We start from the raw sequence: 26,236 nt of genomic DNA, 5'->3' as shown, positions 1-26,236 counted from the left end.
TTTTTTTATTAACAAATAATGATTAAAGTGTTCGCTCCATTATATAATCATCCATAACATAACCTTCACCAATATCTTTAATGGCTGTTCTGGTTTTGATATAGCCTAACTTTTCATAGGCATTGATAGAATTCGTATTAAACCTATTTACCGTTAATGTTATCGTTTTACACGCATGATTTGTCGCTTCTTGATCGATAAAATTCAAAGCTGTCTTGCCAATACCAAGACCTCTAAAATCTTTGGAGATATAGATTTTACTTAAAAACATGGTATGGTCATTTTTTTTAATCGCCAGGTAGCCAACCAAGACCATATTATAACTGATTGCATAATATTTGTAACCATCTTCTATTTGCTGCTTAATGGCTTCAGAAGATTGAAATTTATCAAGCATGTAACTTACTTGATCTCTTCCAATTATTGGTGTATAATGCTCGCGCCAAATTATGTTGGCTAGTTGAGCAATAGCATTGCAGTCATCCTTGCTTTTTACTGCACGTATTTCTGTCATTTATTTCTGTGTAGCCTTTTTATAAGCTTCAATCCCCCCAACTATAGGGAGGTTCAACTTAGTATTTTTGATATTTATAGACAGCGTCGTACCTGGGTCTGGGTGTAATGTAAATTCCTTATCGCTAGAAAAAATCATTAAACCAATTTGTTGGCCTTTCTTTATAATCTGGTCGTCTGGTTGAAGATCGAAATTCAAAGTATAGGATTTGTCTATTTTTAACGGAGCACTCTTTGTTAATGATTTATGATTTTGAGGATCTGCCCATCCACGAGTGATAATATCATTTGTGATTTTTCCGCCATCCCACGGTAAGGCAACCAACCAAACAGATAAATTTGCCGCTGGTTTGTTGCTACTTAATTCAATAGTAATATTTGCCAAGCCAGAAATGTGTATATCTTCAGTAAGTGTAGGGGAAAGATATAAGAGTCTATGTTCTGATGATTCCGCTTTAGCTAAATCTTTTCCAGAGAAACTTACATCATCAATTAATTTTTCGGATATGGCTTTCCCTTTAGTTTTAGTCGTACTTAAGCCTCCTGCCTTATTTCCACCAGCAGTGAGATGCAGGGTGACATCTGTGGCATCTGGGTTTGGATAATCTTTATATGTTGTTGGGTTATTTGGTTTATCATCCTCTCTTACGATATGCGCTTTGTTTGCTTCATTTTCAACGCCATTTTTAATACCATGTAAATATCGTGTAAACCAACGGTTCATCATAGCTGTAGGAGGTGGGCCACCATGTCCATTTTGATGGTAATAGATTTGAGCAGGCAAGCCTTTTTCTTTTGCAGCTTTATATATACGATAGCTATGTTCGGGCATGACATTCCAATCGTTAAATCCGTGTGACATTAGCAAAGCGGCTTTCATTGGTTTCATCTCATTGAGATAATCACGTCCAGCCCAAAAATCGTTATAATCGCCTGTGAGACGATCCATGCCATTGGCCATTTCGGTATCTCTAACCGTTTTATTATTATAAGGGCGTTTAGCTTCATCGCCACTATGAATATAATCGTAAAGCACATCAATGTCTTCTCCTAAATATCCTCCTGGGGAACGCACTAACCCATTAGAACGGTAATAATGATAATATGACGTGTTAGGAGCAATTGGAATGATGACTTCTAAACCATCAACACCAGTTGTTGCTGCTGCTAAGGGTAAAGTACCATTATAAGATGTTCCGGTCATACCAACTTTCCCTGTACTCCAATTGGCCTTAACTTCTTCGTTTCCATCTGGTGTTGTATAACCTTTTGCGCGACCGTTTAACCAGTCGATAACAGCTTTAGGCGCTAGAGATTCATTGTCGCCACCAACTGTAGGAGCACCTTGTGATAAACCTGTTCCAGGAGACGATGAATGTACAACTATATAGCCTCTAGGAACCCAAGTTCTTATAAGAGAATTAGATATGATAGGGCGTTTACCACGACGCTTAACCTCTGGATGTGCGCGCTCTTCTGCGGCCTCTCCAAGTTCTATCTCTACATTCCAAAACACACCTGGTACATCTGCAGCAACTCCTGCATAATAAGGACTTGTTTCATATATTACAGGTAATTTTAAGCCTTCACTTTCCGTTTGTTCTGGACGTGTAACATCAACATGCATTCGGTCTAATTTACCGTCGCCATCGGTATCAAAATTAGTTTCTACCCATAAATCGTGTCGTATCCATTTTCCAGAATCACTAAACGCTTCAACGATTTGCGCTTCTCCGTCTTTAAAAGCAGGTTTTGCTTCTTGAGACGTATCTTGGGCATTGCTAAAAGAGAATACCGATAAGGCAAAGAGCATTAATGATGTCGATTTAACTGAACTTGTCATAATTTATAGTTTGATAAATGTTTTGATAAAAATAAGAAGTAATATGGCTAAACTAAAATGATTTAACTTTTTGATAAAAGTTAAATCATTTTATAGTTAAACATGAGTATGCGTTTAAAAAGATGTAAGACCTAAAAACTTATTGTTTACTCAAATACTTCTTAGGTATTGGGTTGTCTTTTGTTTCCTGTTGCCAATAGATATTAATAATCCACCAACGATTGCCATCGTTTAATAGTTGAATACTATTAATCCCTCTCATAAATGGCTCTTTATCGCTTTTGTTTCTGAAGGATTCGTATGTGCTAAATACTTGAGAAATATTACCAAAAGTTTGAACTTTTCGGCTGATTTCAACTTCGTGAAATCCATTTTCAACAAGCCATTTACCTGAGCGTTGAATATAATCATCTGGTGTCATGAAGGTGGCATTGTGAGTACCTTCGTTATCTTTCCCTGACGGAATGAGTTTAGCATCTTTATGAAATAGATACTTGAATAATTCCCAATTACGGGCTTCACCTTTATCTCCAGAGATAACACTATATAACGTTTCTATTGTACTATCTAAGGATGCTACTTTTTTTGAGTAATCGGTTTTATCTTGTCCATAGCTAAGAGAACCAATCACGAATAAAATTAAAATTAAATTTTTCATAATGTTGAGATTAAAAGAATTTCAAGCCAAACAGAAATGCATCGCTTTGAAATCCACCTTGATACGAACGTACGTAATCTAAACGTAAAAATCTAAATTTTCCCCAACCAATATTGTCAAGCCCGATTGTGTATTCTTGATATGGTTTATTGTCTGGAGTAGATAAGGCGTGTGCTCCAACAATAAGATTAAAGTTTAGTTTCTTTAGAAGTGGCACTCTTCCTAATAGAAATCCATTAAAATCATGTTCGGCGTGCATCTCTAAATATGAATCATTAGTGCTAGCCGCGTAATATGGTAAATTATTAAAGACATTGAGATAAGATCCAGAGCCAATATGTGTTTGGTTGCCATTAAAATGTTGATAATCTACAAAAGCGATATCATCTCCACCAAAGAATTTACCCGCTTTAATATTATATCGAAAACGCCCTTTATCGCCAACATTGAGCCCTTGTGTTACTCTAAATTTTACTTGATCAAAATTATAATCGTCTATGGATGACGCAAAGCCTTTTTCGTATCCAAGAATTACGGTTGGGTACTTAGAATTTGGAATGTTGTATTTACCATCTGGATAGCTTAAATAATTTTGGGCAAAATTAATGCGAGCCGTAAGATTAAATTTCATGATATTATGAGTGTCAAAAGGAGCAACACCATAAGCTGTTTCATCTAAAGGGTTATTGCTAGTATAAACTTTGTCATCTTTTGGATACCACGCCTGATCTGTGGTGTTAAATAACGCCTTACGTCTTTGATAGCCTAAACTTGTATTAATTCTAAATCCATTGAATAATTCATTAGAATAGGAGGCTTGAACATAGCTGTTTTCAAAAATCTTCATATAGTTTTCTTCTGAAAATAGAGAAAAACCTGTGTTTAAAGATTTGGAGATAGGATTACTTGTATTAAACTGTTGGGTCACAACACCTCCCGAAAGTGTTAAGAAAGGTCTGCTCTTGTTGTTGAATTTATAAGTTGCTGAAAGTGTCCCTCTTAAACGATCATCGCTAAAGCCATAATTAATGTTTCCTCTTATGGTAAAGAAGCGCTCAAAATCATCGTAACTTTTAGTGTAAAAAGCACCTATGTTAGCATTCCACCCTTGAACTGTATTAAAACTAATAGCCTCTATAGGAGAGCTAATGCCAGCTCTCCAGTTTTCATATGAATTAGTGTAAGTATATCCACCAACGATATCACCTAATTTAAATTTATTATTCACACCATCCACAGAATCCTTATAGGTTTTAGATTCTCGAACAATTTGGATGCTATCTTTTTTGATATAATCTGTAATTTCTTCGACAGTTAGAGGTACAGGTCTGATTGTATTCCAGAAGGTAGAGTCCTTTTTATTAGCAGCCTCTGCAAATGATACAATTTCTCTGGTAAAATCTTTTCGTGTTAGGCCAGGATTAAATTTGTAATCACTGTAAACGGCTGTAAAGCGACCATCACCTTTTATACCAAGAATTCCGTATTTAAAATCTATATTTTGAGATATTTTAGCCCAAATATTATCTTGTTCAGAAAAGGAGAAATTTTGCGTTATGGTAATTTTGTCAACGGCAGGAATTCGAGCTTGAGTTCCTGTAATATCTAATTCGGCTGCATAAATGGTCCATTGATCTTCAACGATGTATATATAACCTTCAAAAACGGGATCATTTTCTCGCCTAGGCGTTGCTTTTATTTTGTTGATAAGGTTACCTCTGTCATCATAGAAGATACCTTCTAACTTATAACGGTAATATCCAAAAGCATTATTAGCAATTGGTGTAATAATTTGATTTCCTATTTCTACAGTATTGTTATATAAGTCGTAGTCAACATCTATGGCATTGTTAAAACTAAATCCGTTGTCATCGCCACTAACTTTAGAAGCTAAGATTTTTTCTTTGAGTTTATTTGGTCTTAAAAACTCCAATTTGGAAACTGTTTCAGATAGGTAAATGACACCACTTCTTGTAGAATCTAGTCCGCCACCTAAATCTCCAACTTCGGCACCAAGAATTTTTTCAGGTGCATCTTTAATCCTAATCAATCCACGAGAATAGAAGTCTGATTTATAACTTTGAATTTTGTTCTGATTTTCTTTTCGCTTTGCAATAGCCTGACGAATAATAATATTGGCAGGGTTTTCTTCGGCGTTAACAACAACTTCGTTTAACGAAATTTCTTCGTCTAATAAAGTGGCGTCTAATGTATAAGGAAAGGAACTTATGGTTACTGTTTTTTTTACCGTTTTATAGCCTAAAAATTGAAATACAATAGTATAATCACCAGATTTGCTAATGCCAAGTTCGTAGTTGCCGTCTTCGTTACTTGTAGTCCCTGTATAGGTGTTTTCTATGTAAATATTTACAAATGGTAAGGGTTCGTCTTTGTTATCTTTAACCGTACCTTGGATTTGAGAAAAAGATTGAAAAGTAATTAAGAATGTGAATACGAGGAGTAATTTTTGTTTCATAAGAATTGATTGATGGTTTATTTATATAGACGCACAATTTTATAAAAAGGTTGCCTAAGCGATGCCAAACATAGGTATTTATTTAAATGACTTTTGTTAAACAATCATAAATAAAACTAACTTTCCTGTTAAATATTATCTCAGATTTTGAACTTATCTATATGTAATTACTTATAGATTTTTTTTATACGATCTAGATGGCGTTTATTATCGCGATCTTTTATTGTGTCGCGTTTGTCAAAGAGTTTTTTTCCTTTACCTAAGGCAATTTCTAACTTAGCTAAACCCTTTTCATTAATAAATAAGCGCAATGGAACAATAGCATTTCCTTTAACATTAACTTCCTTTTCAAGTTTTTTAAGTTCACGTTTATTAAGTAAAAGTTTGCGCTCTGCCTTAGGTTTATGATTGTAGTAGTTTCCGAAGACATATTCTTGAATTGTCATGTTTATTACAAACAATTCTCCTCGATCATTAAACTCACAAAAACTTTCGGCAATGGAGGCTTTACTATCTCTAATGGATTTAATTTCTGTTCCAGTAAGTACAATACCAGCGGTGTAAGTATCGAGAATTTCGTACTCAAACTTTGCTTTTTTGTTTTTTATGTTAACCGGTTTTTGCATGGAAGGCAAAGGTAATTATTTTTAACTTTTATAGCTGTTATGAAATGATTAGTTTTCCGACTTAATTTCTAAAGTTAATTATATGAAATATCTCGTTATTATTACGTTATCCTTTTTGCTTTTAAATTGTAAATCTGATGCTTCTGAAACGGTGACAGCACAATCGCTTATAGACAAAGCGATTCAAGTGTCTGGAGGGGATTTGATGGATTCTACTACCATACATTTTGACTTTCGAGACAAGCATTATATGGCTTTTAGAAATAAAGGGGTTTTTCACTTAGAACGACAATTTAAAGCGCTGATATTTGAGGAAGTAGATTCTATTAATGAGGTCAAAGATGTTCTAAATAATAAAGGGTTTATGAGGTTTGTTGATAATTCTCCAATGAACGTCACAGATACTATGGCAGCTAAATATGCGGCTTCTGTAAACTCAGTACATTATTTTTCTGTACTACCATATGGTTTAAACGATGCTGCGGTTAATAAAAAACGATTAGCAGATATGATGATTAAAGATCATGAGTATTTTACTATTCAGGTAACCTTCAATCAAGATGGAGGAGGAGAAGACTTTGAAGACGTATTTATTTATTGGATTAACAAAGCGTCATACAAGGTTGATTATTTGGCATACTCATACAATGAAAGTGACGGTTTAGGACTTCGGTTTAGAGAGGTCTATAATGAACGTTATATTAAAGGTATAAGGTTTGTAGATTATAATAATTATAAGCCCAATGATGCCTCGATATCTTTAATTAAATTACCAGAATTATTTAATAACAATCAGCTAAAACTATTATCTAAAATAGAACTAGAGGAGGTTACGGTTAATTAATAGTTAGAACCTGATCTGTTGTGGTTCCATTAGATATGGTCACAATATAAAGGTTGCCATTATTATTGTCGTTGATATCTTCGTACTTTTTGTCTTTCAATATCATATTAACAAAAGCAGGAGTTGTATTACTATGTCCAACAACTAAAACAGTTTGTCCCTGAGTTGCCTTGGCGAAATCTTCAGAATATAATGCTCTCGGGTCATAGAACTGAAGTTCAACTTTGTTTTTCTCAGCAGTAGGCGCAGCGGTTTGCATAGTACGATTATACTTTGTAGAATAGACAGCATCAAACTTAACGTGCTGAAGGATTTCACTCCAATGTATTGCCCTTGTTTTTCCTGCATCGGTGAGATCAGGATTTCTATTCGTTTTATCACTTCTATCTTTTTCTGCATGACGAATAAAATAATAGGTCGTAATTTCTCCGTTTTTTTTACCTGTTTCTTGAGCAAAAGAAGGCAAAGCTATAGTGATAACTAGTAGTAGTGTAATAATATGCTTCATAGTAGTGTTTTGTTGATAGTCAAATATAAATGACTCCAAATTTAAAACTTAAAAAACTATGTTAAAACTTAAGGTTAATAATCGGCGCGCGAGAGCTCTCCATTTGCTATAGCAACACCTTTGGAAGTGCCAATTCGTTCTACACCAATATCAGTATATTTCCTGGCAGTTTCATAATCGCCTATTCCACCAGAAGCCTTTATCTTACATTTGTCTCTAACCGTTTTTCTAATAATTTTTACAGCGGTAAGCGTAGCACCACTTTTTGTAAAACCAGAAGAGGTTTTTACAAAGTCAACTTTTGCATCTAGGCAAATTTCTGATGCCTTAACAATGCCGTTTTTAGACAATTCACTAATCTCTATGATAACCTTTAATGGCGTTTTTCCAATTGCAGTTTTTACATCTTTGATATCTTTAAAAACTTCAACATAATTTTTACTTTTAAAAACACCAAGATTCATGACCATGTCAATTTCATGAGCACCATCGTCAATGGCCTGTTTGGCTTCAAAAACTTTAGCTTCAGTTGAAGAAGCTCCTAAAGGAAAACCAACAACGGTACAGATTTTTATACTAGAATCTTTTAGTAATTGTTTTGCTAATGGTACATAACAACTATTAATGCAAACAGAGTAGAATTTGTGTTTTTTGGCTTGATTACAATGGTCAATAATGTCCCGTTCAGTGGCAGAGGCACTTAAGAGTGTGTGATCAATATATGAGTTAATATTCATATTAAAGTAGGCGTATTTTATCACCAATTCTTGATTTGAAGAAGAATCGGCATACTTTTAACTAATGTAAATTTGGGAATTAATAGCAATTCAAAGTTAGCAATTAAATCTAATAATCATAACCTTAATTACTAAAGTTTTATTGTATAAATCAAGAGTTTTAAACAAGTTTTCAACAAAAAGCCTCTTTTCAGAGGCTTAAGCTGTGTTTTTAAGACATTAGTTCACTGCTTTTACAGTGTATCCAGCTTTTCTTAATAGCTTTATAACGCCTTTTTTACCTGCTAGATGACCTGCACCAACACCAAAAAATGTAGGCTGTTTCTTAGAGAATTCTTCGATCTTAGGTATCCAATTTTTATTTCTGTTATCCAACATTTTGTCTCTGTGTTTGGTTGTCGATAAATTTTTATCTTCTTTCATCATAACATCCATGCCCTCAATATCTTCATTGTCATAAAGTTGAAGCATTTTAACAAATGATTCTTTGTCATAAGCTAAGTTGTCTTTTACAGAACGTAATAAGTCGGCAGCCTGATCTTTATAAGGAATCTCATCAAATACATTTAATTGGTCTTCAACTGTTTCTAAGCCTAAAACTTCTTCGTTTTGTTCATGAGCAACTTTCATCAGCGCTTCTTCATAAGATTGAACAGGGCAGCCCAATAATTTCGGATAAAACATAGCACTTATGAAGAATGGTTTAATGTTAGCCATGGCCTCGAGAGGCATTCCTAATTCCTCTTTTATAAATTTTGATATAGTTTTGTATTCGTCTTTAGTGACTAAATCTTTAATGGTTTTACCATCTTTCATGTATAGACCTTTCATCATTGTCATTTGCATTGAAGGGTCATCCATATCTAGCTCCAATACAAGTAATTTGGTTGCCTTCATTGCTTTTTGTACATCTTCGTCCAGAGATGCATCACAAGTCATATGTATAGTACCATATAAATATGATGACTCTTTTAATCCGTTACCAGATATTTCCCATAATAGCGATTTTTCAAGCTCTTGTCCATTAGAGTTGGTAAAAAAGCCAAGGCATAATGCCAAAAAACATAGTATTTTTTTCATAATTAAAGTTTAAGTTTCCTCTTATAAGTATCTATGAATACTGAAATGTTACACGCCATTTAAATTTCTGTTTTAATTCGTTTAAATTCAAGAACACGTTCTTCAAAAGTAGCCCTGTCTATTGGACTAATAATACTTTTAAAGAGGGCTATTAACGCTTCTGAATGTTGTTCTCTTGATTGTTTAAGAAGATTGAAATGTACAAAGCCACACCATATAATTGCTTTTAGCTGTGATTTGTCTTCGTTATACATGCGCATTTCTACTTTAAGCTGACTAGAATCGTAGTATATTAATTGGGATTCGATGATTACCGTTTCCATTAAAAACGCAGGCTTGAGATAAGCAATTTGGTTGCTACTAGACACCCAACTTATACCAATTTTTTGAGCCATTTTATAAATGTCAATGTTATAATGCTTTAATAATTGATCTTCGCGGTGATTCATGAAGTAGTTGATATAGCTTCCGTTATTTAAATGATTGAAAGGATCACAGTCTTGAAACCTTATTTTTGTTTTACTGTTTACAATTTTTGGTAGTGTCATACGTGTTGTTTTTAGAATATACCAATTGGTATATTATATGTTAAATTTTTTTAAGATTTTAAGTCGTTATGAATCATTTGATCAATTTGATTCATTGTGTCTTTCATATAGAATTCGTCATCCATGGTATAGGTCATAAAGACGGCTCCTTGAATCATGGTGTCAAGTCGTTTTGCATATTGCATAGCATTGATTTCGGTTGAAATTTCGCCAGCTTCAATTCCATTTTCAATAATAGTCGCCACCTGATCTTGAATTTTTTCAATTACAATTTTTACATTTTCTAATAAAGGTGTATTCTGATTGTTTGCATCAACACCAATATTTAGTACAGGGCAACCGCCTAACTGCTTGCTATAGTCATAATAGTTTCTATAAAAGTCTGAAATCAAAAATAACTTCTGAATTGGTGAATCACTGAGTTCTAAATGTCTAGAAATACGTTTCATTAAAGCCTTTACTGTAAATTTAAAAGCTGATATTGCCAATTCTTCTTTGTTTTTAAAATTGCCATAGATGGCGCCTTTGGTTAAACCTGTAGCTTGAGTAATATCGCTCATACTTGTTGCAGCATAACCATTTTGATTAAAAATAGGAGCTACAGTTTCTAAAATATAGTGTTTCGTAAGATCAGCTTTAGTGTGCATGAAACAAATATATTAAAAATATACCAAACGGTATATTTAAAAGTATAAAAAACTCGATTTACTTGATTATATTTATAAAAAAAACATGAGTAAAACTACTGTTCATATCGATAAAGACTATGATTTAATATGTGTTGGTGCAGGAATAATGAGTGCGACTTTAGCGCTAATGGCTAAGTTATTTGATCCTAATATGAATATTCTCATTTTAGAACGTCTAGAGGCTGTTGCTTTAGAAAGTTCGGCCGCATGGAATAATGCTGGTACAGGGCATTCTGCTTTATGTGAATTAAATTATTGCCCAACCAATGAGCATAATGATGTGTCTATAAAGAAAGCGATTAAAATTTGTAATCAATTTGAAGTATCTAAACAGTTTTGGTCTTTTTTGGTTGAACAAGGATTAATAGAAAACCCTCAAGATTTTATACAGCATGTTCCGCATCATAGTTGGGTTTATGGTGCCGAAAATGTGAGTTATCTAAAGCGTCGTTATGAAGCTATGAAATCACACTTTATGTTTGACGATATAGAATATACAGAACAGATTGATAAAATGAAGGAGTGGTTCCCGCTGATAGCTAACGGAAGAGCAACAGATGAGCCAATTGCTGCGAGCAGAATTGATAGAGGGACAGAGGTTAACTACGGAAATTTGACGCGGCAATTATTTTCAATCCTAGACGAACAATTTGATACCAAAGTGCAGTGCTATCATGAGGTGCTTGACATAGATCCTGATGAGGATATTGAATGGTCTATAATTGCTAGAGATTTAAAAACTGATCAAAAAAAGTACTATGATGCTCATCACGTGTTTATTGGTGCTGGAGGCGGTAGTTTATTGCTGTTACAAAAAGTTGAGATTCCTGAGAAACATGGCTATGGAGGCTTTCCCGTAAGTGGTGAATGGTTGGTTTGTAAAAATGAGGACATAATTAAGCAACATTTTGCTAAAGTCTATAGCAAGGCAGGACCAAATGATCCACCAATGTCCACGCCTCATCTTGATACACGTTTTATTAATGGGAAGCGAGAGTTGTTATTTGGACCTTTTGCTGGTTTTAGCCCTAAATTTCTAAAACAAGGATCAAACCTAGATTTATTTAAGTCTATAAAATGGAATAATATTTCACCTATGTTGGGAGCGTTTTGGCACAATCTTCCATTAACCAAATACCTTATCGAGCAGGTGACAATGAATCATGAAGATCGTATGCAAGAACTTCGGAAGTTTTATAGTGAGGCTAAAAGTGAAGATTGGGAATTGTTAGTTGCTGGACAACGCGTTCAAATTATCAAGAAAAATGAATTTGAAAAGGGAGTTCTACAATTTGGAACTGAAGTGGTAAGCAGTGAGAATGGAAGTGTCACCTGTTTATTAGGGGCTTCACCTGGTGCATCAACAGCAACACACGTTATGTTAGACGTTTTAGATAAAGCATTTCCAGAACTTCTACACTCTGAAAAAGGGAAAGAATTAAGCAAAAGGATTGTACCAACGTGGCGCGTTGATATGAGCGAAACTATGTTTAAGCAACAACTGGCTAGATGTAAGGACTTATTAGATGTTTAGTCAATAATTATTTTTTTCGTTATAGTTTCTACGCCAGATTTAATTTTTAAAAAATAGATGCCACTACTTATTTGGTTTCTAATGTCTATCGTTATGTCATTAGAAATTCTATTGCTGTTATTGTCGTCTATAGTTAGAAGTTGTTTACCGTTAATGCTATACACGTGAATTGAAAAATTAGCTATCATGGCATCGCTTAACGACACTGTGAGGAGTCCGTCGCTGGGGTTTGGTTTTATGGACACCCTATTTTCGGTATCTAGTTCTTCACTTGAGAGTGTCGTGCTCTCTTGCATGAAAATTTTATAGCCGCCGCAAGTTCCAAGAATGATATCCATATAACCATCATTATTAATATCAATATAGTCATGGTCATAGGTAGAAACGTTCCATGGGTTCATGGTATCTCCATATGGATGCGTTAAATTTCCACTATGTAGGCCGTCATTTTCAAAAATAATAAATCGCCTAATCGCACTAGTTTCACAAGGAGGAAGATCTGTATCTACACTAGATAGACCTACATCTAAATCGCCATCATCATCAATATCCACCATTTTTACATTTCCACCGAAACCGTCAGTTCTATTGGTAGGCATATTATATTGGGTTGATGTGACGTTTTGATCTATCACAACACTTGTGATTTTATCGACATAATCGGCAGCATCATCAACTAAGTAAAAATCGAGCATGCCATTATCATCCAAATCACCTGCGGTAAACATATAAGGATTTGGTCCTGGAAGTCTTTGCCAGTTGGTAAATGTGGCATCACCATTATTATATAAAATTATGGTGCCTTTGGTATTAAATGGAGTAATATCGTTTAACCCTAGGTTTTTAATAATGTCTAAGTCTGAATCGTTATCAACATCGTGAAATTCTACACCAGTACCAAAGCTAGAATTTCTTAAATCTCCTAAACGGGCTATGGTCTCGTCTGTAAAATTTCCAGTGCCATCATTGATGAGTAAAACATCGCGAGCGTTTCCTGAAGGCGCATAATTTATCATGTATAAATCATTAAAGTTGTTACCTGTGAGATCGCCTCCCCAGCCAGCACAAAATTGGATAGGATTGACAGTTATTGTGGGTAAACGTGTACTTGTCTCATCTTCAAATCCTTGCCAGTTACCATCAATATCATTTCCTTGATTAATAAATAATTTAGGTTGATCTTCAAAAGTGCTAATGACAAATAAATCTGGCCAATCGTCATTATTAACATCAATACAAATTACATCTCTAGAATCTGTGACATCCGATAAGAATTCCGGAGCATAAAGGTGGGTTTCATCTGTTAAAACGCCGTCTCTATTCATAAATAGTAAGTCAGTTTTGGCGCCAGGAGAGGAAAATGGTGCTTTTCTTACGACAACCAAATCCATTCTTGAATCCCTATCAAAATCACCTACAGCTAAGTCTTTTTCTTGATCATCTACAGCATTGATATCGTTGTTTCCTGTAACATTGGTAATAACTATACGTGAATCGGTTTCGTCATCAAAATCAATCCATTGTCCGTAAACGGAAGTGCAAATAAGAATTAATAGGAGCGAGGTAGTGTATTTTGTAGCCATGATAAAAGGGATTAATTCTTATAAAAATAGTAAATTTTATCCGAAGTAATCGTTAATTGTCAGGTGTTTATAGTTTGTAAAACGGAAAAGCAACGCTCGTTTTATTTCTAAAACTTACGTTGCTTTTCAACTAACCAACCACTTAAAAGACTGTTGTACAAAGATTTTGTTACAGTATCATTTAAATTTCTTCTGAGACGAAACTAGCTTCGTTTCTAAATACGAGTTTATTATCAAATGAATCTAGTAAAATAATGCTATCGGTTGTTATCTGTCCCGACAAGATTTCTTTACTTAAAGCATTTAATACTTCTTTTTGAATCACACGTTTTACAGGTCTAGCCCCATATTCCGGGTTATATCCCTTTTCGGCCAAATATGCTATGGCTTCTGGCGTGGCATCAAAAGTGATTCCTTGTTTTGCAATCATTTTTTGAACACCCTTTAACTGCAAGCCAACGATATCTTTTATGTTTGCTTTGCTCAGCGGCGTAAACATTATGGTATCGTCTATACGATTTAAAAATTCTGGTCGTACGCTCTGTTTTAGTAAGCTAAGAACATCGATTTTTGCTATTTCGATGGCAGAGTCTATGTCTTTAGTAGCTTCAAAACGTTCTTGAATAATCTGACTTCCCATGTTTGAGGTCATGATAATTATAGTGTTTTTGAAATCTGCTACACGACCTTTATTATCTGTTAAACGTCCTTCATCTAGCACCTGCAAAAGAATATTGAAAGTGTCAGGATGAGCTTTTTCAATTTCATCTAGTAGAACAACTGAATATGGTTTTCTTCTCACAGCTTCCGTAAGTTGTCCACCTTCATCATATCCAACATAACCTGGAGGTGCTCCAACCAATCGACTTACGCTATGACTTTCTTGAAATTCGCTCATATCTATTCTTGTCATGGCGTTCTCGTCATCAAATAAATATTCGGCTAAAGCCTTTGCTAATTCTGTTTTTCCTACACCTGTGGTTCCTAAAAACAAAAAGGTTCCCACTGGTTTTTGAGGGTTTTGAAGGCCAGCTCTAGAGCGTCTAACGGCATCACTAACAGCTGTTATAGCTTCTTCTTGCCCTACAACACGTTTGTGCAATTCGTCTTCTAATTTTAAAAGTTTATCACGTTCGCTCTGAAGCATTTTTGTTACTGGAATACCTGTCCATTTCGCAACCACTTCTGCAATATCATCATACGTAACTTCCTCTTTAATTAGAGAGCTTTCATTTTGATTTTGTTTCAATTCTTTTTGTAATACTTCTAACTGTTCTTGAGCCTCTTTAATTTTACCATAGCGAATTTCGGCTACTTTTCCGTAGTCACCTTCACGTTCGGCGCGTTCGGCTTCAAGTTTAAAGTCTTCAATATTCGATTTTGCTGTTTGGATATTATCAACAACTTCTTTCTCACTTTTCCATTTTGCGTTAATTTCATTACGCTCCTCTTTTAGGTTTGCTAAATCGGCACGCAATGCTTTAAGTTTTACTTCATCTTTCTCGCGTTTAATGGCTTCAATTTCAATTTCGAGTTGCATGATTTTTCTGTCTAACACATCCAGTTCTTCTGGTTTGGAGTTGATTTCCATACGCAATTTCGAAGCTGCTTCATCCATAAGGTCTATAGCTTTATCAGGAAGGAAGCGATTAGTAATATAGCGTTCTGACAGTTCAACAGCGCCTATGATAGCCTCATCTTTAATACGTACCTTATGATGTGTTTCATATTTTTCTTTGATACCTCTTAGTATGGATATGGCGCTTTCTGTATCTGGTTCATTAACCATTACTTTTTGAAAACGACGTTCGAGTGCTTTGTCTTTTTCAAAATATTTTTGGTATTCGTCTAAGGTAGTTGCTCCAACAGCGCGGAGTTCTCCACGCGCTAAAGCTGGTTTTAGAATATTGGCAGCGTCCATTGCTCCTTGTCCGCCTCCCGCACCAACAAGAGTGTGGATTTCATCTATAAACAAAACAATGTCGCCATCGCTAGTCGTTACTTCTTTAATTACAGCTTTTAGTCGTTCTTCAAACTCGCCTTTAAATTTTGCGCCTGCTATAAGAGCACCCATATCTAGCGCATAAATTTGCTTATCAATGAGATTTTCTGGAATATCACCATCTACAATACGATGTGCTAAGCCTTCTGCAATAGCAGTTTTACCCGTTCCAGGTTCTCCAACTAGGATAGGGTTGTTTTTAGTACGTCTAGATAAAATTTGAAGAATTCGTCTTATTTCTTCATCACGACCAATAACGGGATCTAATTTTCCATCTTTAGCAAGTTGATTGAGGTTTTTTGCATACTTATTAAGTGAATTATAGGTGTCTTCTTGACTCTGAGATGTGACCCTATCACCTTTACGTAATTCTTCGATAGCAGCATTAAGTCCTTTTTCGGTAACACCTTGATCTTTTAACATTTGAGCAATTTGACTTTTTGATTTAAAGATTGCTAGAATCAAATGTTCAATAGAAACGAAGTCGTCATTCATTTTTTTTGCAATAATGGATGCTTCATTTAATGTTTTACTAGCCTCGCGGGAGATCATTAAATCTGCTCCCGAAACTTTAGTGAAACTTTCTATTTGTTTATCTAATGCTAATTTCAGTATGTCTATATTTACATTCAATTTCTTTAGAATGAATGGTAGTACGTTCTCATCGACTTCAAAAATAGCCTTAACAATATGTTCGTTTTCTATCTGTTGATGTCCCATACTTTGAGCTAGTTGCTGAGCTTGCTGAATGGCCTCTTGAGATTTTATTGTATAATTATTAAAATTCATATATTTTAAACTATTATTATATTAGTAATTTATGCTAGTGATAAGTCAATAACCTTACCAATTGCAAATGATGAAAATTAAACGACAAAATGACCGATTTAGTGTGTGATAACGTGACTTTTCGTCAGTTTGTAAGATTATATTAAAGGTACGACTTATACAATGGAAATGTATTTTATACATACATAATTTATATAAAAATTAACTATGGGATTTTTAAAAAGTATATTCGGTTCATCTGAACCAAAAGAAGAAAAAGTATTGCCTTGGCAAGCCTTAATTCATGTGTCACAATTAGATGACATTATGAAGCGATCACAGTCAAAAACGCAGGTTATTTTTAAACATTCTACTCGCTGCGGTATAAGCAGTATGGTAATGAATCAGTTTGTTAGTGCTTATGATGTGGATGCGAATGTTGATTTGTATTATTTGGATTTACTTAGTTTTAGGGATGTATCTAATGAAATAGGGTATAAATTTCAGGTTATTCATCAATCACCACAATTACTCATTATAAAAAATGGATCTACTGTTGCCCATGCATCTCATGGAGCTATAAATGACATTGATTTGGAACAGTTTATTTAGTGATTTCTTAATCATATGAAAGCGCTAAAGCAAGCCATATTTACGTTTCTGATTTTACTTTATGTAAATATGCTATCTGCTCAACAGTTTGAAATATTTTACGATTTTGAAACTAAATTGTATCAATTGCAGGACGGGCAAACAGGGGAATTACGTCCCGAAACTTATGAAAATATAGAATATAACCGAGAAGGCAATTATATTATAAAAACAAAGGAAGGAAGCGGTTTACTAAATGCATATGGGGACATTTTACTAGAACCTGTTTATGATAGAATTTCAACATATGGCAAGTACGACATTGCGCGCAAAAACTATTATTTAACCGAAGTATATAATTCCAAGTTTGAGAAGATTTTGGAAGGCGCATATTCCAATGTTTATTTGAAAGATAACGTCTTATATGTTACGAGCAGTAAAACCAAAAAGCGAGGAGTTCTGGATAGTTTAGGTGCTATCATATTGCCTTTGGAGTATGATTATGTTAAAGATTATTATCCGCAGGACACAGAAAGGTTTGTGTGCATAAAAGGTGGGAAACATGGTGTTGTTGATTATAATAATGAAGTCGTAATACCATTTATATATGACGACATATTACTTTTTAATAATGACTATTTAGACCCTCAAAACTTAGATGTTATTGAACCTGAAAAGATGTATTCGGTTGTGAAAAACATATCGAATACCGAATTGAAAATTGGTGTAATAGATTACCAAGGAACAACACTAGTTCCTCTAGATTATTCAAATGGCTACCCAATATTTACTCATGACTTATTTGCAATGGGAAAAGACAACAAATTTGGTTATGTTGATATTAAGAATGAAGTTAAAATTCCTTTTATATATGATGAAGCTCTTCCCTTTTATTATGAAGTAGCTAGTGTGAAAAAGAATAATCGCTATGGAGTTATTAACGAAAATAATGACGTTATAATTCCTTTTGACGTGTACAGGAGTCATTTTGTTTTTACGCATGGTCTATCAAAATTTTCTCTAAATCATGGAAAATATGGTTTGATTAATACTAAAGGTGAAATCGTGATTCCTCAAATCTATGATACTATTGAATATGTGGTGTTGGGCAGATATTTCAGAGTAAAAAAGGATGGAAAAAGCGGTATTGTTAATTTAGAAGGCAAAGAAATTATACCGCCTAAATATAGCTTTGTTCAAACATTATTTAAGGATGAAGAACATAACAAAACCTACTATTTTGTTGGAATAGATGGTAAAAATGGTGTGGTGGATGAAAATGATACAGTCGTATTAGATTTTAAATATAGATATGTTGGAAAGTATGAGGATTTTATTGTTATAAGCACCGATAATAAACACGGTATTTTAGATTTAGAATTTAAAGAGCTCATTCCACCAAAGTACCCAAAAATGAGAATCCATAGTAAAAATTGGATTAGTGTTGGAGATGACGAAGGTCGTAGTTTCAATATTGACCTTTCTGGAAATATCACTACAAAATTTTAGAAATAAAAACTCCCAAAGTTAATTACTTTGGGAGTTTTGCTTGAAATATATAGATGAATCAACTTCTTCTCATTCGATAAGAGTTGATGATGTTTTTTAATTTCAGTTTTAAATCTTCACCTGTATCATATACCATTTGCGCATCGGTAGGGAAGTGTAAAGGCCTATTACGGGTTAAATCGTACTCTCTTCTGTTTAACGCTCTTTTATCTCCTCTAACGGTTGCATAAATATGTTCGAATACAAATTCACTATCAATTGGAAACGCATCCAGTGTTTGATTTGTTTTTAAGTCTGTATATACTACATCTGCAATAACTTGCGTAGATTTAAATTGGTTGACTTCAAAGTAACGCGCTCTTACATTAACAATCTTGTCAATTTTTATTTTGTTGCCAAGGCTATCAACCATAATATGACCATTACCATCTGTTTGATATTCCCAACCGTCAATAATCTCTTTTTGCTTTAACCTTTGGATCGTATTTACCTCTTCTGGTGAAATGTTAATACGTTTTAATTGTAATTGCATAGCAAAGTCATAGTTTATATCTGAAACTTGATTAGCGTGATATACAGTCCAAAACTGATTTAATCCATAGGTATCAAAATTTAATAAATCGGCTTCCAGTCGTTGTGGAATGATTTGACGTGTTTGGTTTTCTATAGACACCATCACATAATCGATTCCTTTTTGATGAGCCTCTGTCATTAAACTTCTGGTCTCTTCAAAGTTTGGATTGATATTTTCAATATATTTAAATATGTTATAGGCTTCTCTAGCGTTATACTTGTCTTCAGAATCTAAAAGCGCAATGCCTTCATCTATTAAATACTCTGAGGTTTTATATCTGTAATCAACGATTTCTGTAGTATAATCATTAAACTTTAGGTTTAAATTTCTACCATTAATTTGTAGTGGCAAAACACGTTTGACAGCATTTTGTCTCGCTTCTAAATCCAAATAGATTTCATAGATAACTTTGTATTGCTCAGGGTTTCCATCCTTTTTTAAATGCTGGATGTCTTGTAGGTCTTCTTCTAAAACTTTGTAGTAAGCCTCTTCGAGCATAACAATATAATCTTGCTTACGCTTTTTATCTTTGTTATTTTCGAGTTTTCGTAGGGCGTCATTAATAGCTTGGTCATAATTACCATGACTAATTGCTTTTTCAATTTGTTTTCTTCCGCTACACGATGTTAGTACCAGAAGAAGTACTGTTGTGAGTAGTAATTGCTTCATAATTCTGGATTTTATTGATTATTTATTAATCAATTCCAAATATGATGCCAAAGAAAAAACTCGAGGTAAAATTTATTATTTAGCTCGAGTTTAAATTATATATAATAAGGTGTTTTTATTTCTTTTTCTTGGGGTTAAACACAGGTAATAATTGCGTTTTCACAGAGCCAAATCCAATACGTGTTCCATCATTTTCACAGTAGCCTCGCATAATAACCGTGTCATAATCATTAATAAACTTACGTTCGCTACCATCTTTCATTTTTAATGGTTTGGTTCCTTTCCAAGACAACTCTAACATAGAGCCATAAGAATCTTCTGTTGGTCCAGAAATAGTTCCACTTCCCATCATGTCTCCAGAATTTACAGGGCAACCATTAACAGTGTGGTGTGCTAATTGTTGAGACATGTTCCAGTACATATATTTAAAGTTTGATTTACAAACTGTAGTTTCTTTAGCACCTTTAGGTTGTATTGCTGCTTCTAAGTGAATGTCAAAACTTTTTTTGCCTTTAGATTGCAAGTAATCCAAAGGTTTAGGGTCTTGTTTAGGGCTGTCAACTCTGAAAGGTTCTAGAGCGTCTAAAGTTACAATCCATGGCGACATTGAAGACGCAAAGTTTTTTCCTAAGAAAGGTCCTAACGGAACATATTCCCATTTTTGGATATCACGTGCAGACCAATCATTAAATAATACTAGTCCGAATATATATTCTTCAGCTTCATCTATCGGAATTGGTTCACCTAAGTCATTGGCATCTGTTGTTACAAAGGCCATTTCTAATTCAAAATCAACAAGATTTGAAGGACCGAAAACAGGTTTTTTTGCACCTTCAGGCATTGTTTGTCCTTGAGGTCGATGAATAGGTATGCCTGATGGAATAATCGATGAACTGCGTCCATGATACCCAACAGGTAAATGCAACCAATTTGGCATTAAAGCGTTATCAGGATCTCTAAACATGGTACCAACATTAGTGGCATGTTCTTTACTCGCATAGAAATCTGTGTAATCACCAATTTGAATTGGCAATTGCATTTCAATTTCATCTAAACGAAATAATACAATTTCTTTATGTGGGGTGTTGTTTTTTAATTTATCATTTTCGGCATCAAAAATTTCGGCAATGCGGTTACGCACTAAACGCCAGGTTTTTCTTCCGTCTGCAATAAAATCATTTAGGGTGTCTTGAAGAAAAATGTCATCTGTTAAAGGAATTCCTTCGAAATAACCTAATTGGTGTAGTGCTCCTAGGTCGATGGCTGTATCTCCAATTCGAGTTCCAATGGTTATAATATCATCTCGTGTAAGAAATACTCCAAAAGGAATGTTCTGAATTGGGAAATCTGAGTTTTTTCCAACGTGTAACCAAGATGAGCGATCAGGATTATTTGCAGATAAAGGCATATTATAGAGAGTTTTGTTGTTTTTATTTTCTATTCAAACCTACATATTTAATTGCATAAAACCATAAAAATTTAAACTAAATTTACCTGTTAATAACCTGCTCATAAAACATGGCGTTAAACTCCATTTTTTAAATCTTTTTAATACAATGATTTCTTATTTTTGGTAAAATTTAATTCAAACTTGATATATGCAACGCGATTCACAAATTTTCGAACTCATAAATGCTGAAAAAGAACGACAAATAAACGGTTTAGAGCTTATTGCTTCTGAGAACTTTGTAAGTGACCAAGTTATGGACGCTGCAGGTTCTGTTTTAACCAATAAATATGCTGAAGGCTATCCAGGTAAGCGTTACTATGGCGGTTGTGAAGTTGTTGATGAGGTTGAGCAAATTGCTATTGACAGAGCTAAAACCTTGTTTGGAGCAGCTTATGCAAATGTGCAACCACACTCTGGAAGTCAGGCTAATACAGCTGTTTTTGCATCATGTTTAAAACCAGGAGATACTGTTCTTGGTTTTGATTTATCTCATGGAGGTCATTTAACTCATGGTTCTCCAGTGAATTTTTCTGGAAAATTATATAACCCTACATTTTATGGTGTAAAAAAAGATACAGGACGTATCGATTATGATATGCTTTCGGATGTTGCCGAAAAAGAAAAACCAAAGCTAATTATAGCTGGTGCTTCGGCATATTCTAGAGATATGGACTTTGCAAAATTTAGAGAAGTTGCAGATAATGTTGGTGCGATTTTATTGGCCGATATTTCTCATCCTGCTGGTTTAATTGCTAAAGGTATTTTGAACGATCCACTACCACATTGTCATGTGGTGACAACTACAACTCACAAAACATTACGCGGACCTAGAGGAGGTTTAATTATGATGGGTGAAAATTTTGAGAACCCATTTGGAATTAGGCTTAAAAATGGCAACCTTAGAAAAATGTCTGGACTATTAGATTCTGGAGTTTTTCCTGGAAATCAAGGTGGTCCATTAGAGCATATTATAGCGTCTAAGGCTATTGCGTTTGGTGAAGCACTTTCTGATGACTTTATGCATTATATGCTTCAGGTAAAGCACAATGCTGCAGCGATGGCTAAAGCCTTTGTTGATAGAGGATATCATATTATTTCTGGAGGTACAGATAATCACATGATGCTAATCGATTTAAGAAACAAGGATATTACTGGTAAAGAAGCTGAGGAAGCTCTTGGAAAAGCAGATGTTACCGTCAACAAGAATATGGTTCCATTTGATGATAAGAGCCCGTTTGTTACATCTGGAATTAGAGTAGGGACGGCTGCTATAACGACAAGAGGATTAAAAGAAAATGATATGGAAACCATTGTAGGTTTTATAGACGAAGCTTTGATGAACTATCAAGACGATGCTAAATTGGAAGCTATTGCAGATAAAGTAAATGATATGATGAGTGGCAAACCATTGTTTAATGCTTAAAATTGTAAGCGTCCTAAAACATAAAAAAGGCCTTCCAAATTTGGAAGGCTTTTTTATTAGGTATTAGTTTGTCAATTGGTATAGATAGTATGACAATTGAAACATGGATTATAACAGCTCAATCCCTTTTATTACATCTTAATCAATTTTGCTCGTAGATTTGATCAAAAATCAAATGGTTATGCCAGGCAAAATTAATTATGTTATAAAAAGATCGTTAGCCTATACTATGGATGTTACTATAGTATACCTTTTTGTAATGCTGTGTTTACAGTTATTTGTGTTAGTTCCGCTACGGAATTATTTTGGGATTACAGAAGATTGGTTTAGAGTAGGGTGGAATGTTCAAATGTATGTTTGGCTAACAATTTCATTACCAACTTGGCTCTATTTTATATGTTCTGAAACGTCAAAATATAAGACAACTATTGGGAAAAGAATAATGGGATTGAAAGTATTGAATGCTATACCCAATTCGCAAATTTCAGTACTAACAGGTCTTAAGAGAACAGCGCTTAAACTGTTACCTTGGGAATTAATTCATATAGGTTTGAACTTGCCTGAGCCTATTTGGTTTAATGAACATGCTGCGTTTCCAATTGCAACTTTGATAGGGATAATTTTGTTCATTGGATATGTCTTATACATGATTCTCACTGTAACATTAGAAACACCTTATGACAGGTTATTGAGAACTAGAGTCGTTTCTCAAAAATGAAATAAAAAAGACCTTTCAATTTGAAAGGCCAATATATTTAATGCTCTTTATTTAGTGGGCCTTCCCAAAGGACTTGTTCAATCATCCATTTATCTCCACGTTTTGACAAGAGGATAAAATCAATTCCCCACCATGCTTTAACTTTTGCAGCGGCAATGGTCTCACCAATATCCAATATAGTTACTTCCTTGGGAGCATCTTTAGCTGGAAATTTTTTATTGTCTTTAACGTCTGTTGCAAATGCCAAGGCTTGCTCGAATGACATATGTTTAACTTGGCGATAATCAACCTTGTCTTTATTTTTCCAAAATCCAAATTTATGGAGTGTAGGCTGCAGACTGGCTTTAAGTTTTGTTGTATCTCCTTCGTAAAAGCCTTCTAGATAATTCATACATGCTTTTGTAACGCCTTCTTTTGCAGACTGAGCGATACATATTTGTGCACTTAAAGTTATTAAAAGGACAAAAATAATGCGTTTCATGGTTGTTAGAGTTTTTAATTAAGCAATTAAGTTAATGAAATAACCCTATCAAACATGTTAACTGCTTGTTAATCTATAATTTTGCAAAGAGGTCTTTTAAAGACTTAAAGTCGCGTCTTTTATACGTTTTTGTGTCTCTTTTATTGATGTAGTTAATTAAATCTTTTTTGGGACCAGAAGACCAAAAATTAAAAATACTAACCAACTTGCCATTTTCTTTGATGTAAATGTCGTTCATTATTTTACCATCAAATGGTTTTTTTAGCAAATCATAAACAATGGTACTATTGTCTTTTTTATAGATTTCCCGAAACAATTTGTCATGACCTTTAATTGAAACAAAGGTTGTTTCGGTATAATCTCGATTATCGTCTTTATACAAAATAACAGTATCGATGTTTTCATTAGGTATGTAAACACATTTGTCTTTTGTCTTTAAAATTGTAGTGTAATCTTTATAGCGCTTATGGTTGATACTGATTAAACCATTAAATGTTTGTTGGTCTTTTAAACGGATTTGACCAGTATAATAATAAACATCATCGTTGTTGATTGTACTAAATTGAATGGTTTCAAGTCCCAGAAGTTCAACTTCGTGCTGTTGCGCTTGAAGATTTGTGAAACTCAAAGTTATGCACAAAAGAAAGATACTTTTAATTAGAATTTTAGATGCCATAGTTATTGATTTTTTTAAGGTTTAACTTGCTTAAAAGGCATCAATAATTGTTCCAAAACAACGTTAATCTTCATCAAAAGTTACATGCTGATAAGCTCCAATATCTGGAGGAGATGTTCTGGTTGTTCCTAAAATATCTGTCGTAATTAAAAATAATGGATCCCCTTCACCATTTGCTGCAGAATCATCACCAATCATCAGCATGTTTTCAAAAGGAAATTTAAAATCTGGATTACTATTAAAAATACAATCATCGTATAAGTCCCCATTACTAATATTATATTGTTCTTGAGGGAAGTTATTATTACTATCCTGAAAACGAATTAGGCAATTAGTAAACTTAAACGTAAAAGCCGAGCCGTCGTTAATATCATCCAAAATGATCTCTGGATTATCATTTCCGAAGATAATACAGTTGTTAAAATTAGCTTCAATTAAATCTAAACCATTGTCATTTCCGTTGATATCTGTAAAGAAATTATTAAGTAACACCGAAGGGAACTGTCTAAAGCTATTATTCCAATAATTAGCTATAGTACAATGGGTGAAATTATATTTCCCTCCTGCAGTACCAGCAAAAGAGGATTGTCCAGAATTATTTATAACTAGATTTTCGGCAGCTATTGAGGTTGCACGTCCTAAAATTCCGAAGTTACTAGAATTATAGATTTGCGAATTATTAATGGTTAATTTATCATTGGTTGCCATGGCATCACCTTCAGACAAAATACCTACAGTTCCATTTTTGATAGTAGTGTAATTAATTTCGTTATCAACACTTCCGTTAAATAGCCAAATGGTATCCCATTGTCCAGGAATATCGGCAAACCCAGGTTCTAGTCGATCGCCTTCAAAAATCACTTCGTTTTCTAATAATTCTGGATCGTTACTCAATGCGCCATTTACTTTTAAAGATGCATTATTAGTTACAAGTAAACCAGAATTGGCATGAAAATGAACACGAGCACCTGCATTTACTGTTAAGACATCACCTTCATCTACAGCGGCGTAGCCATAAATAACATAGGGTTTTTCATTGGTAAACGTAAGTTCATCATCTTCAAGAAAACGCCCCTGTATTTGTGTTTCATCTGGAGTGCCATCGCCATCAGTATCAAAGGTTAGTGTCTCAATAATGCCTGTTGTATTGTCTCTATCTGGATAGATAAACACTGCATCTTTTATAAGAGTTACCAATTCTACTTTCTGCAAATTATTACCGCTATCAAATTCAATAGCATCTGTGTATAAAAATTCTAAGCTATTTTGGGCGAGGTCTTGTATATCAGCAGTGGTCTCAACAAAAATGAATAAGCTGTCATTGGCTAAAAGCTCGACATTTTGAAATTCTTTTCCAGGAAGTCCGTCTACATTTAATCTATAATTAGATGCTTCTCCTTGTCCAAGGCGAACTGTTGGAATTGAAATGTCTTCGTTACTTCTGTTATATACCTTTAAATTATACGTACTAGATCCTATGTTAGTAAAAACCGTGTCTAAATAGACTGTGTCTTTTGAAAATGTTAAGTTTCCAGTACTGGGAGAAAAATCAAAATCTTTACGACATGAACTCCAAAGCATAAGTATAGAAATGGTAAGTAGAAAATATAAAAGTCGTTTCATCTGTTCGTTTTATTCTTTTTATAGCTCTTAAACTGTTGATTTTAAGATGTTTTGGTACTAATTATGAATTTTCCATTTAAATTATAATGGTTTTTAATTCTAAAACATAGTAT

The 26,236-nt window shown here is 34.0% G+C and carries 23 protein-coding genes; 6 read left to right on the top strand and 17 right to left on the bottom strand.

Going from position 1 to position 26,236, the window contains the following annotated elements:
* Nucleotides 1-22: 22 nt before the first annotated feature.
* The 5 genes from Q0787_RS16345 to smpB form a co-directional block, all read right to left on the bottom strand.
* The gene (locus Q0787_RS16345) at nt 23-514 is read right to left on the bottom strand and encodes a GNAT family N-acetyltransferase (RefSeq protein ID WP_298903916.1); all 492 of its coding nucleotides are present in this window, start codon (nt 512-514) and stop codon (nt 23-25) included.
* On the bottom strand, nt 515-2,356 hold the full coding sequence (locus Q0787_RS16340) for a Xaa-Pro dipeptidyl-peptidase (protein ID WP_298903915.1): 1,842 nt from the start codon (nt 2,354-2,356) through the stop codon (nt 515-517).
* 139 nt (nt 2,357-2,495) lie between these two features.
* Nucleotides 2,496-3,014 (bottom strand): hypothetical protein, encoded by a 519-nt coding sequence (locus tag Q0787_RS16335; protein WP_298903914.1) that lies wholly within the window; start codon nt 3,012-3,014, stop codon nt 2,496-2,498.
* 10 nt (nt 3,015-3,024) lie between these two features.
* Complete coding sequence (locus tag Q0787_RS16330) at nt 3,025-5,490, bottom strand: DUF5686 and carboxypeptidase regulatory-like domain-containing protein (RefSeq protein WP_298903913.1); 2,466 nt, start codon at nt 5,488-5,490, stop codon at nt 3,025-3,027.
* 167 nt (nt 5,491-5,657) lie between these two features.
* Nucleotides 5,658-6,116 (bottom strand): SsrA-binding protein SmpB, encoded by a 459-nt coding sequence (smpB, locus tag Q0787_RS16325; protein WP_298903912.1) that lies wholly within the window; start codon nt 6,114-6,116, stop codon nt 5,658-5,660.
* Between the two features lie 82 nt (nt 6,117-6,198).
* Here smpB and Q0787_RS16320 point away from each other — a divergent pair, with 82 nt between their 5' ends.
* Nucleotides 6,199-6,960, top strand: a complete 762-nt coding sequence (locus tag Q0787_RS16320; protein ID WP_298903911.1) for a DUF6503 family protein — start codon at nt 6,199-6,201, stop codon at nt 6,958-6,960.
* On the opposite strand, the gene Q0787_RS16315 is transcribed toward Q0787_RS16320, so the two are convergent.
* The 5 genes from Q0787_RS16315 to Q0787_RS16295 form a co-directional block, all read right to left on the bottom strand.
* Nucleotides 6,953-7,468, bottom strand: coding sequence for a histidine phosphatase family protein (locus Q0787_RS16315; RefSeq protein ID WP_298903910.1), 516 nt, complete (start codon nt 7,466-7,468; stop codon nt 6,953-6,955). The genes Q0787_RS16320 and Q0787_RS16315 overlap by 8 nt on opposite strands.
* Before the next feature lie 74 nt (nt 7,469-7,542).
* On the bottom strand, nt 7,543-8,205 hold the full coding sequence (gene deoC / locus Q0787_RS16310; protein WP_298903909.1) for a deoxyribose-phosphate aldolase: 663 nt from the start codon (nt 8,203-8,205) through the stop codon (nt 7,543-7,545).
* 219 nt (nt 8,206-8,424) lie between these two features.
* Nucleotides 8,425-9,285 (bottom strand): TraB/GumN family protein, encoded by an 861-nt coding sequence (locus Q0787_RS16305; RefSeq protein ID WP_298903908.1) that lies wholly within the window; start codon nt 9,283-9,285, stop codon nt 8,425-8,427.
* A 59-nt stretch (nt 9,286-9,344) separates the two neighbouring features.
* Complete coding sequence (locus Q0787_RS16300; RefSeq protein WP_298903907.1) at nt 9,345-9,833, bottom strand: thioesterase family protein; 489 nt, start codon at nt 9,831-9,833, stop codon at nt 9,345-9,347.
* Between the two features lie 50 nt (nt 9,834-9,883).
* The gene (locus Q0787_RS16295) at nt 9,884-10,480 is read right to left on the bottom strand and encodes a TetR/AcrR family transcriptional regulator (RefSeq protein WP_298903906.1); all 597 of its coding nucleotides are present in this window, start codon (nt 10,478-10,480) and stop codon (nt 9,884-9,886) included.
* An 85-nt stretch (nt 10,481-10,565) separates the two neighbouring features.
* Here Q0787_RS16295 and mqo point away from each other — a divergent pair, with 85 nt between their 5' ends.
* Nucleotides 10,566-12,056: a malate dehydrogenase (quinone) gene (mqo, locus tag Q0787_RS16290; RefSeq protein ID WP_298903905.1), complete on the top strand. Its 1,491-nt coding sequence runs from the start codon at nt 10,566-10,568 to the stop codon at nt 12,054-12,056.
* Here the strand turns inward: mqo and Q0787_RS16285 are convergent.
* Together Q0787_RS16285 and clpB are read right to left on the bottom strand one after the other, a co-directional pair.
* Complete coding sequence (locus tag Q0787_RS16285) at nt 12,053-13,639, bottom strand: T9SS type A sorting domain-containing protein (RefSeq protein ID WP_298903904.1); 1,587 nt, start codon at nt 13,637-13,639, stop codon at nt 12,053-12,055. The genes mqo and Q0787_RS16285 overlap by 4 nt on opposite strands.
* Before the next feature lie 181 nt (nt 13,640-13,820).
* Nucleotides 13,821-16,430 carry an ATP-dependent chaperone ClpB gene (gene clpB / locus Q0787_RS16280; RefSeq protein WP_298903903.1) on the bottom strand — a complete coding sequence of 870 codons (2,610 nt, stop codon included), beginning with the start codon at nt 16,428-16,430 and terminating at the stop codon, nt 13,821-13,823.
* A 207-nt stretch (nt 16,431-16,637) separates the two neighbouring features.
* Between clpB and ytxJ the strand changes: the two genes are divergently transcribed.
* Nucleotides 16,638-17,021 carry a bacillithiol system redox-active protein YtxJ gene (gene ytxJ / locus Q0787_RS16275; RefSeq protein ID WP_298903902.1) on the top strand — a complete coding sequence of 128 codons (384 nt, stop codon included), beginning with the start codon at nt 16,638-16,640 and terminating at the stop codon, nt 17,019-17,021.
* Nucleotides 17,022-17,036: 15 nt separating this feature from the next.
* Entirely contained in the window at nt 17,037-18,509 is a 1,473-nt protein-coding gene (locus Q0787_RS16270; protein WP_298903901.1) for a WG repeat-containing protein, read from the top strand.
* 58 nt (nt 18,510-18,567) lie between these two features.
* On the opposite strand, the gene Q0787_RS16265 is transcribed toward Q0787_RS16270, so the two are convergent.
* Entirely contained in the window at nt 18,568-19,752 is a 1,185-nt protein-coding gene (locus Q0787_RS16265) for a hypothetical protein (RefSeq protein WP_298903900.1), read from the bottom strand.
* Nucleotides 19,753-19,867: 115 nt separating this feature from the next.
* Nucleotides 19,868-21,160 (bottom strand): fumarylacetoacetase, encoded by a 1,293-nt coding sequence (gene fahA, locus Q0787_RS16260; RefSeq protein ID WP_298903899.1) that lies wholly within the window; start codon nt 21,158-21,160, stop codon nt 19,868-19,870.
* A gap of 190 nt (nt 21,161-21,350) precedes the next feature.
* On the opposite strand from fahA, the gene glyA reads away from it, so the two are divergent.
* Together glyA and Q0787_RS16250 are read left to right on the top strand one after the other, a co-directional pair.
* Nucleotides 21,351-22,625 (top strand): serine hydroxymethyltransferase, encoded by a 1,275-nt coding sequence (gene glyA / locus Q0787_RS16255; protein WP_298903898.1) that lies wholly within the window; start codon nt 21,351-21,353, stop codon nt 22,623-22,625.
* 181 nt (nt 22,626-22,806) lie between these two features.
* Nucleotides 22,807-23,343 (top strand): RDD family protein, encoded by a 537-nt coding sequence (locus Q0787_RS16250; protein ID WP_298903897.1) that lies wholly within the window; start codon nt 22,807-22,809, stop codon nt 23,341-23,343.
* Between the two features lie 37 nt (nt 23,344-23,380).
* Here the strand turns inward: Q0787_RS16250 and Q0787_RS16245 are convergent, their stop codons facing one another.
* The 3 genes from Q0787_RS16245 to Q0787_RS16235 all read right to left on the bottom strand — a co-directional run bounded on the left by Q0787_RS16245 (nt 23,381) and on the right by Q0787_RS16235 (nt 26,123).
* Nucleotides 23,381-23,824 carry a nuclear transport factor 2 family protein gene (locus tag Q0787_RS16245; protein WP_298903896.1) on the bottom strand — a complete coding sequence of 148 codons (444 nt, stop codon included), beginning with the start codon at nt 23,822-23,824 and terminating at the stop codon, nt 23,381-23,383.
* Between the two features lie 73 nt (nt 23,825-23,897).
* Nucleotides 23,898-24,500, bottom strand: a complete 603-nt coding sequence (locus Q0787_RS16240; protein ID WP_298903895.1) for a hypothetical protein — start codon at nt 24,498-24,500, stop codon at nt 23,898-23,900.
* A 63-nt stretch (nt 24,501-24,563) separates the two neighbouring features.
* Nucleotides 24,564-26,123 (bottom strand): hypothetical protein, encoded by a 1,560-nt coding sequence (locus Q0787_RS16235; protein ID WP_298903894.1) that lies wholly within the window; start codon nt 26,121-26,123, stop codon nt 24,564-24,566.
* Between the last annotated feature and the right edge of the window lie 113 nt (nt 26,124-26,236).

Origin of the sequence: uncultured Psychroserpens sp. (genome assembly GCF_947492715.1) — a bacterium.
Taxonomy (GTDB): Bacteria; Bacteroidota; Bacteroidia; order Flavobacteriales; family Flavobacteriaceae; genus Psychroserpens.
The sequence above is the reverse complement of the archived record's forward strand: the minus strand, read 5'-3'. Positions and strand labels throughout refer to the sequence as shown.

What these genes read in the sequence shown, in the direction of transcription:
- Q0787_RS16345 (WP_298903916.1), bottom strand. Translation starts at nt 514, where the DNA reads ATGACAGAAATACGTGCAGTAAAAAGCAAGGATGACTGCAATGCTATT.
- Q0787_RS16340 (WP_298903915.1), bottom strand. Translation starts at nt 2,356, where the DNA reads ATGACAAGTTCAGTTAAATCGACATCATTAATGCTCTTTGCCTTATCG.
- Q0787_RS16335 (WP_298903914.1), bottom strand. Translation starts at nt 3,014, where the DNA reads ATGAAAAATTTAATTTTAATTTTATTCGTGATTGGTTCTCTTAGCTAT.
- Q0787_RS16330 (WP_298903913.1), bottom strand. Translation starts at nt 5,490, where the DNA reads ATGAAACAAAAATTACTCCTCGTATTCACATTCTTAATTACTTTTCAA.
- smpB (WP_298903912.1), bottom strand. Translation starts at nt 6,116, where the DNA reads ATGCAAAAACCGGTTAACATAAAAAACAAAAAAGCAAAGTTTGAGTAC.
- Q0787_RS16320 (WP_298903911.1), top strand. Translation starts at nt 6,199, where the DNA reads ATGAAATATCTCGTTATTATTACGTTATCCTTTTTGCTTTTAAATTGT.
- Q0787_RS16315 (WP_298903910.1), bottom strand. Translation starts at nt 7,468, where the DNA reads ATGAAGCATATTATTACACTACTACTAGTTATCACTATAGCTTTGCCT.
- deoC (WP_298903909.1), bottom strand. Translation starts at nt 8,205, where the DNA reads ATGAATATTAACTCATATATTGATCACACACTCTTAAGTGCCTCTGCC.
- Q0787_RS16305 (WP_298903908.1), bottom strand. Translation starts at nt 9,285, where the DNA reads ATGAAAAAAATACTATGTTTTTTGGCATTATGCCTTGGCTTTTTTACC.
- Q0787_RS16300 (WP_298903907.1), bottom strand. Translation starts at nt 9,833, where the DNA reads ATGACACTACCAAAAATTGTAAACAGTAAAACAAAAATAAGGTTTCAA.
- Q0787_RS16295 (WP_298903906.1), bottom strand. Translation starts at nt 10,480, where the DNA reads ATGCACACTAAAGCTGATCTTACGAAACACTATATTTTAGAAACTGTA.
- mqo (WP_298903905.1), top strand. Translation starts at nt 10,566, where the DNA reads ATGAGTAAAACTACTGTTCATATCGATAAAGACTATGATTTAATATGT.
- Q0787_RS16285 (WP_298903904.1), bottom strand. Translation starts at nt 13,639, where the DNA reads ATGGCTACAAAATACACTACCTCGCTCCTATTAATTCTTATTTGCACT.
- clpB (WP_298903903.1), bottom strand. Translation starts at nt 16,430, where the DNA reads ATGAATTTTAATAATTATACAATAAAATCTCAAGAGGCCATTCAGCAA.
- ytxJ (WP_298903902.1), top strand. Translation starts at nt 16,638, where the DNA reads ATGGGATTTTTAAAAAGTATATTCGGTTCATCTGAACCAAAAGAAGAA.
- Q0787_RS16270 (WP_298903901.1), top strand. Translation starts at nt 17,037, where the DNA reads ATGAAAGCGCTAAAGCAAGCCATATTTACGTTTCTGATTTTACTTTAT.
- Q0787_RS16265 (WP_298903900.1), bottom strand. Translation starts at nt 19,752, where the DNA reads ATGAAGCAATTACTACTCACAACAGTACTTCTTCTGGTACTAACATCG.
- fahA (WP_298903899.1), bottom strand. Translation starts at nt 21,160, where the DNA reads ATGCCTTTATCTGCAAATAATCCTGATCGCTCATCTTGGTTACACGTT.
- glyA (WP_298903898.1), top strand. Translation starts at nt 21,351, where the DNA reads ATGCAACGCGATTCACAAATTTTCGAACTCATAAATGCTGAAAAAGAA.
- Q0787_RS16250 (WP_298903897.1), top strand. Translation starts at nt 22,807, where the DNA reads ATGCCAGGCAAAATTAATTATGTTATAAAAAGATCGTTAGCCTATACT.
- Q0787_RS16245 (WP_298903896.1), bottom strand. Translation starts at nt 23,824, where the DNA reads ATGAAACGCATTATTTTTGTCCTTTTAATAACTTTAAGTGCACAAATA.
- Q0787_RS16240 (WP_298903895.1), bottom strand. Translation starts at nt 24,500, where the DNA reads ATGGCATCTAAAATTCTAATTAAAAGTATCTTTCTTTTGTGCATAACT.
- Q0787_RS16235 (WP_298903894.1), bottom strand. Translation starts at nt 26,123, where the DNA reads ATGAAACGACTTTTATATTTTCTACTTACCATTTCTATACTTATGCTT.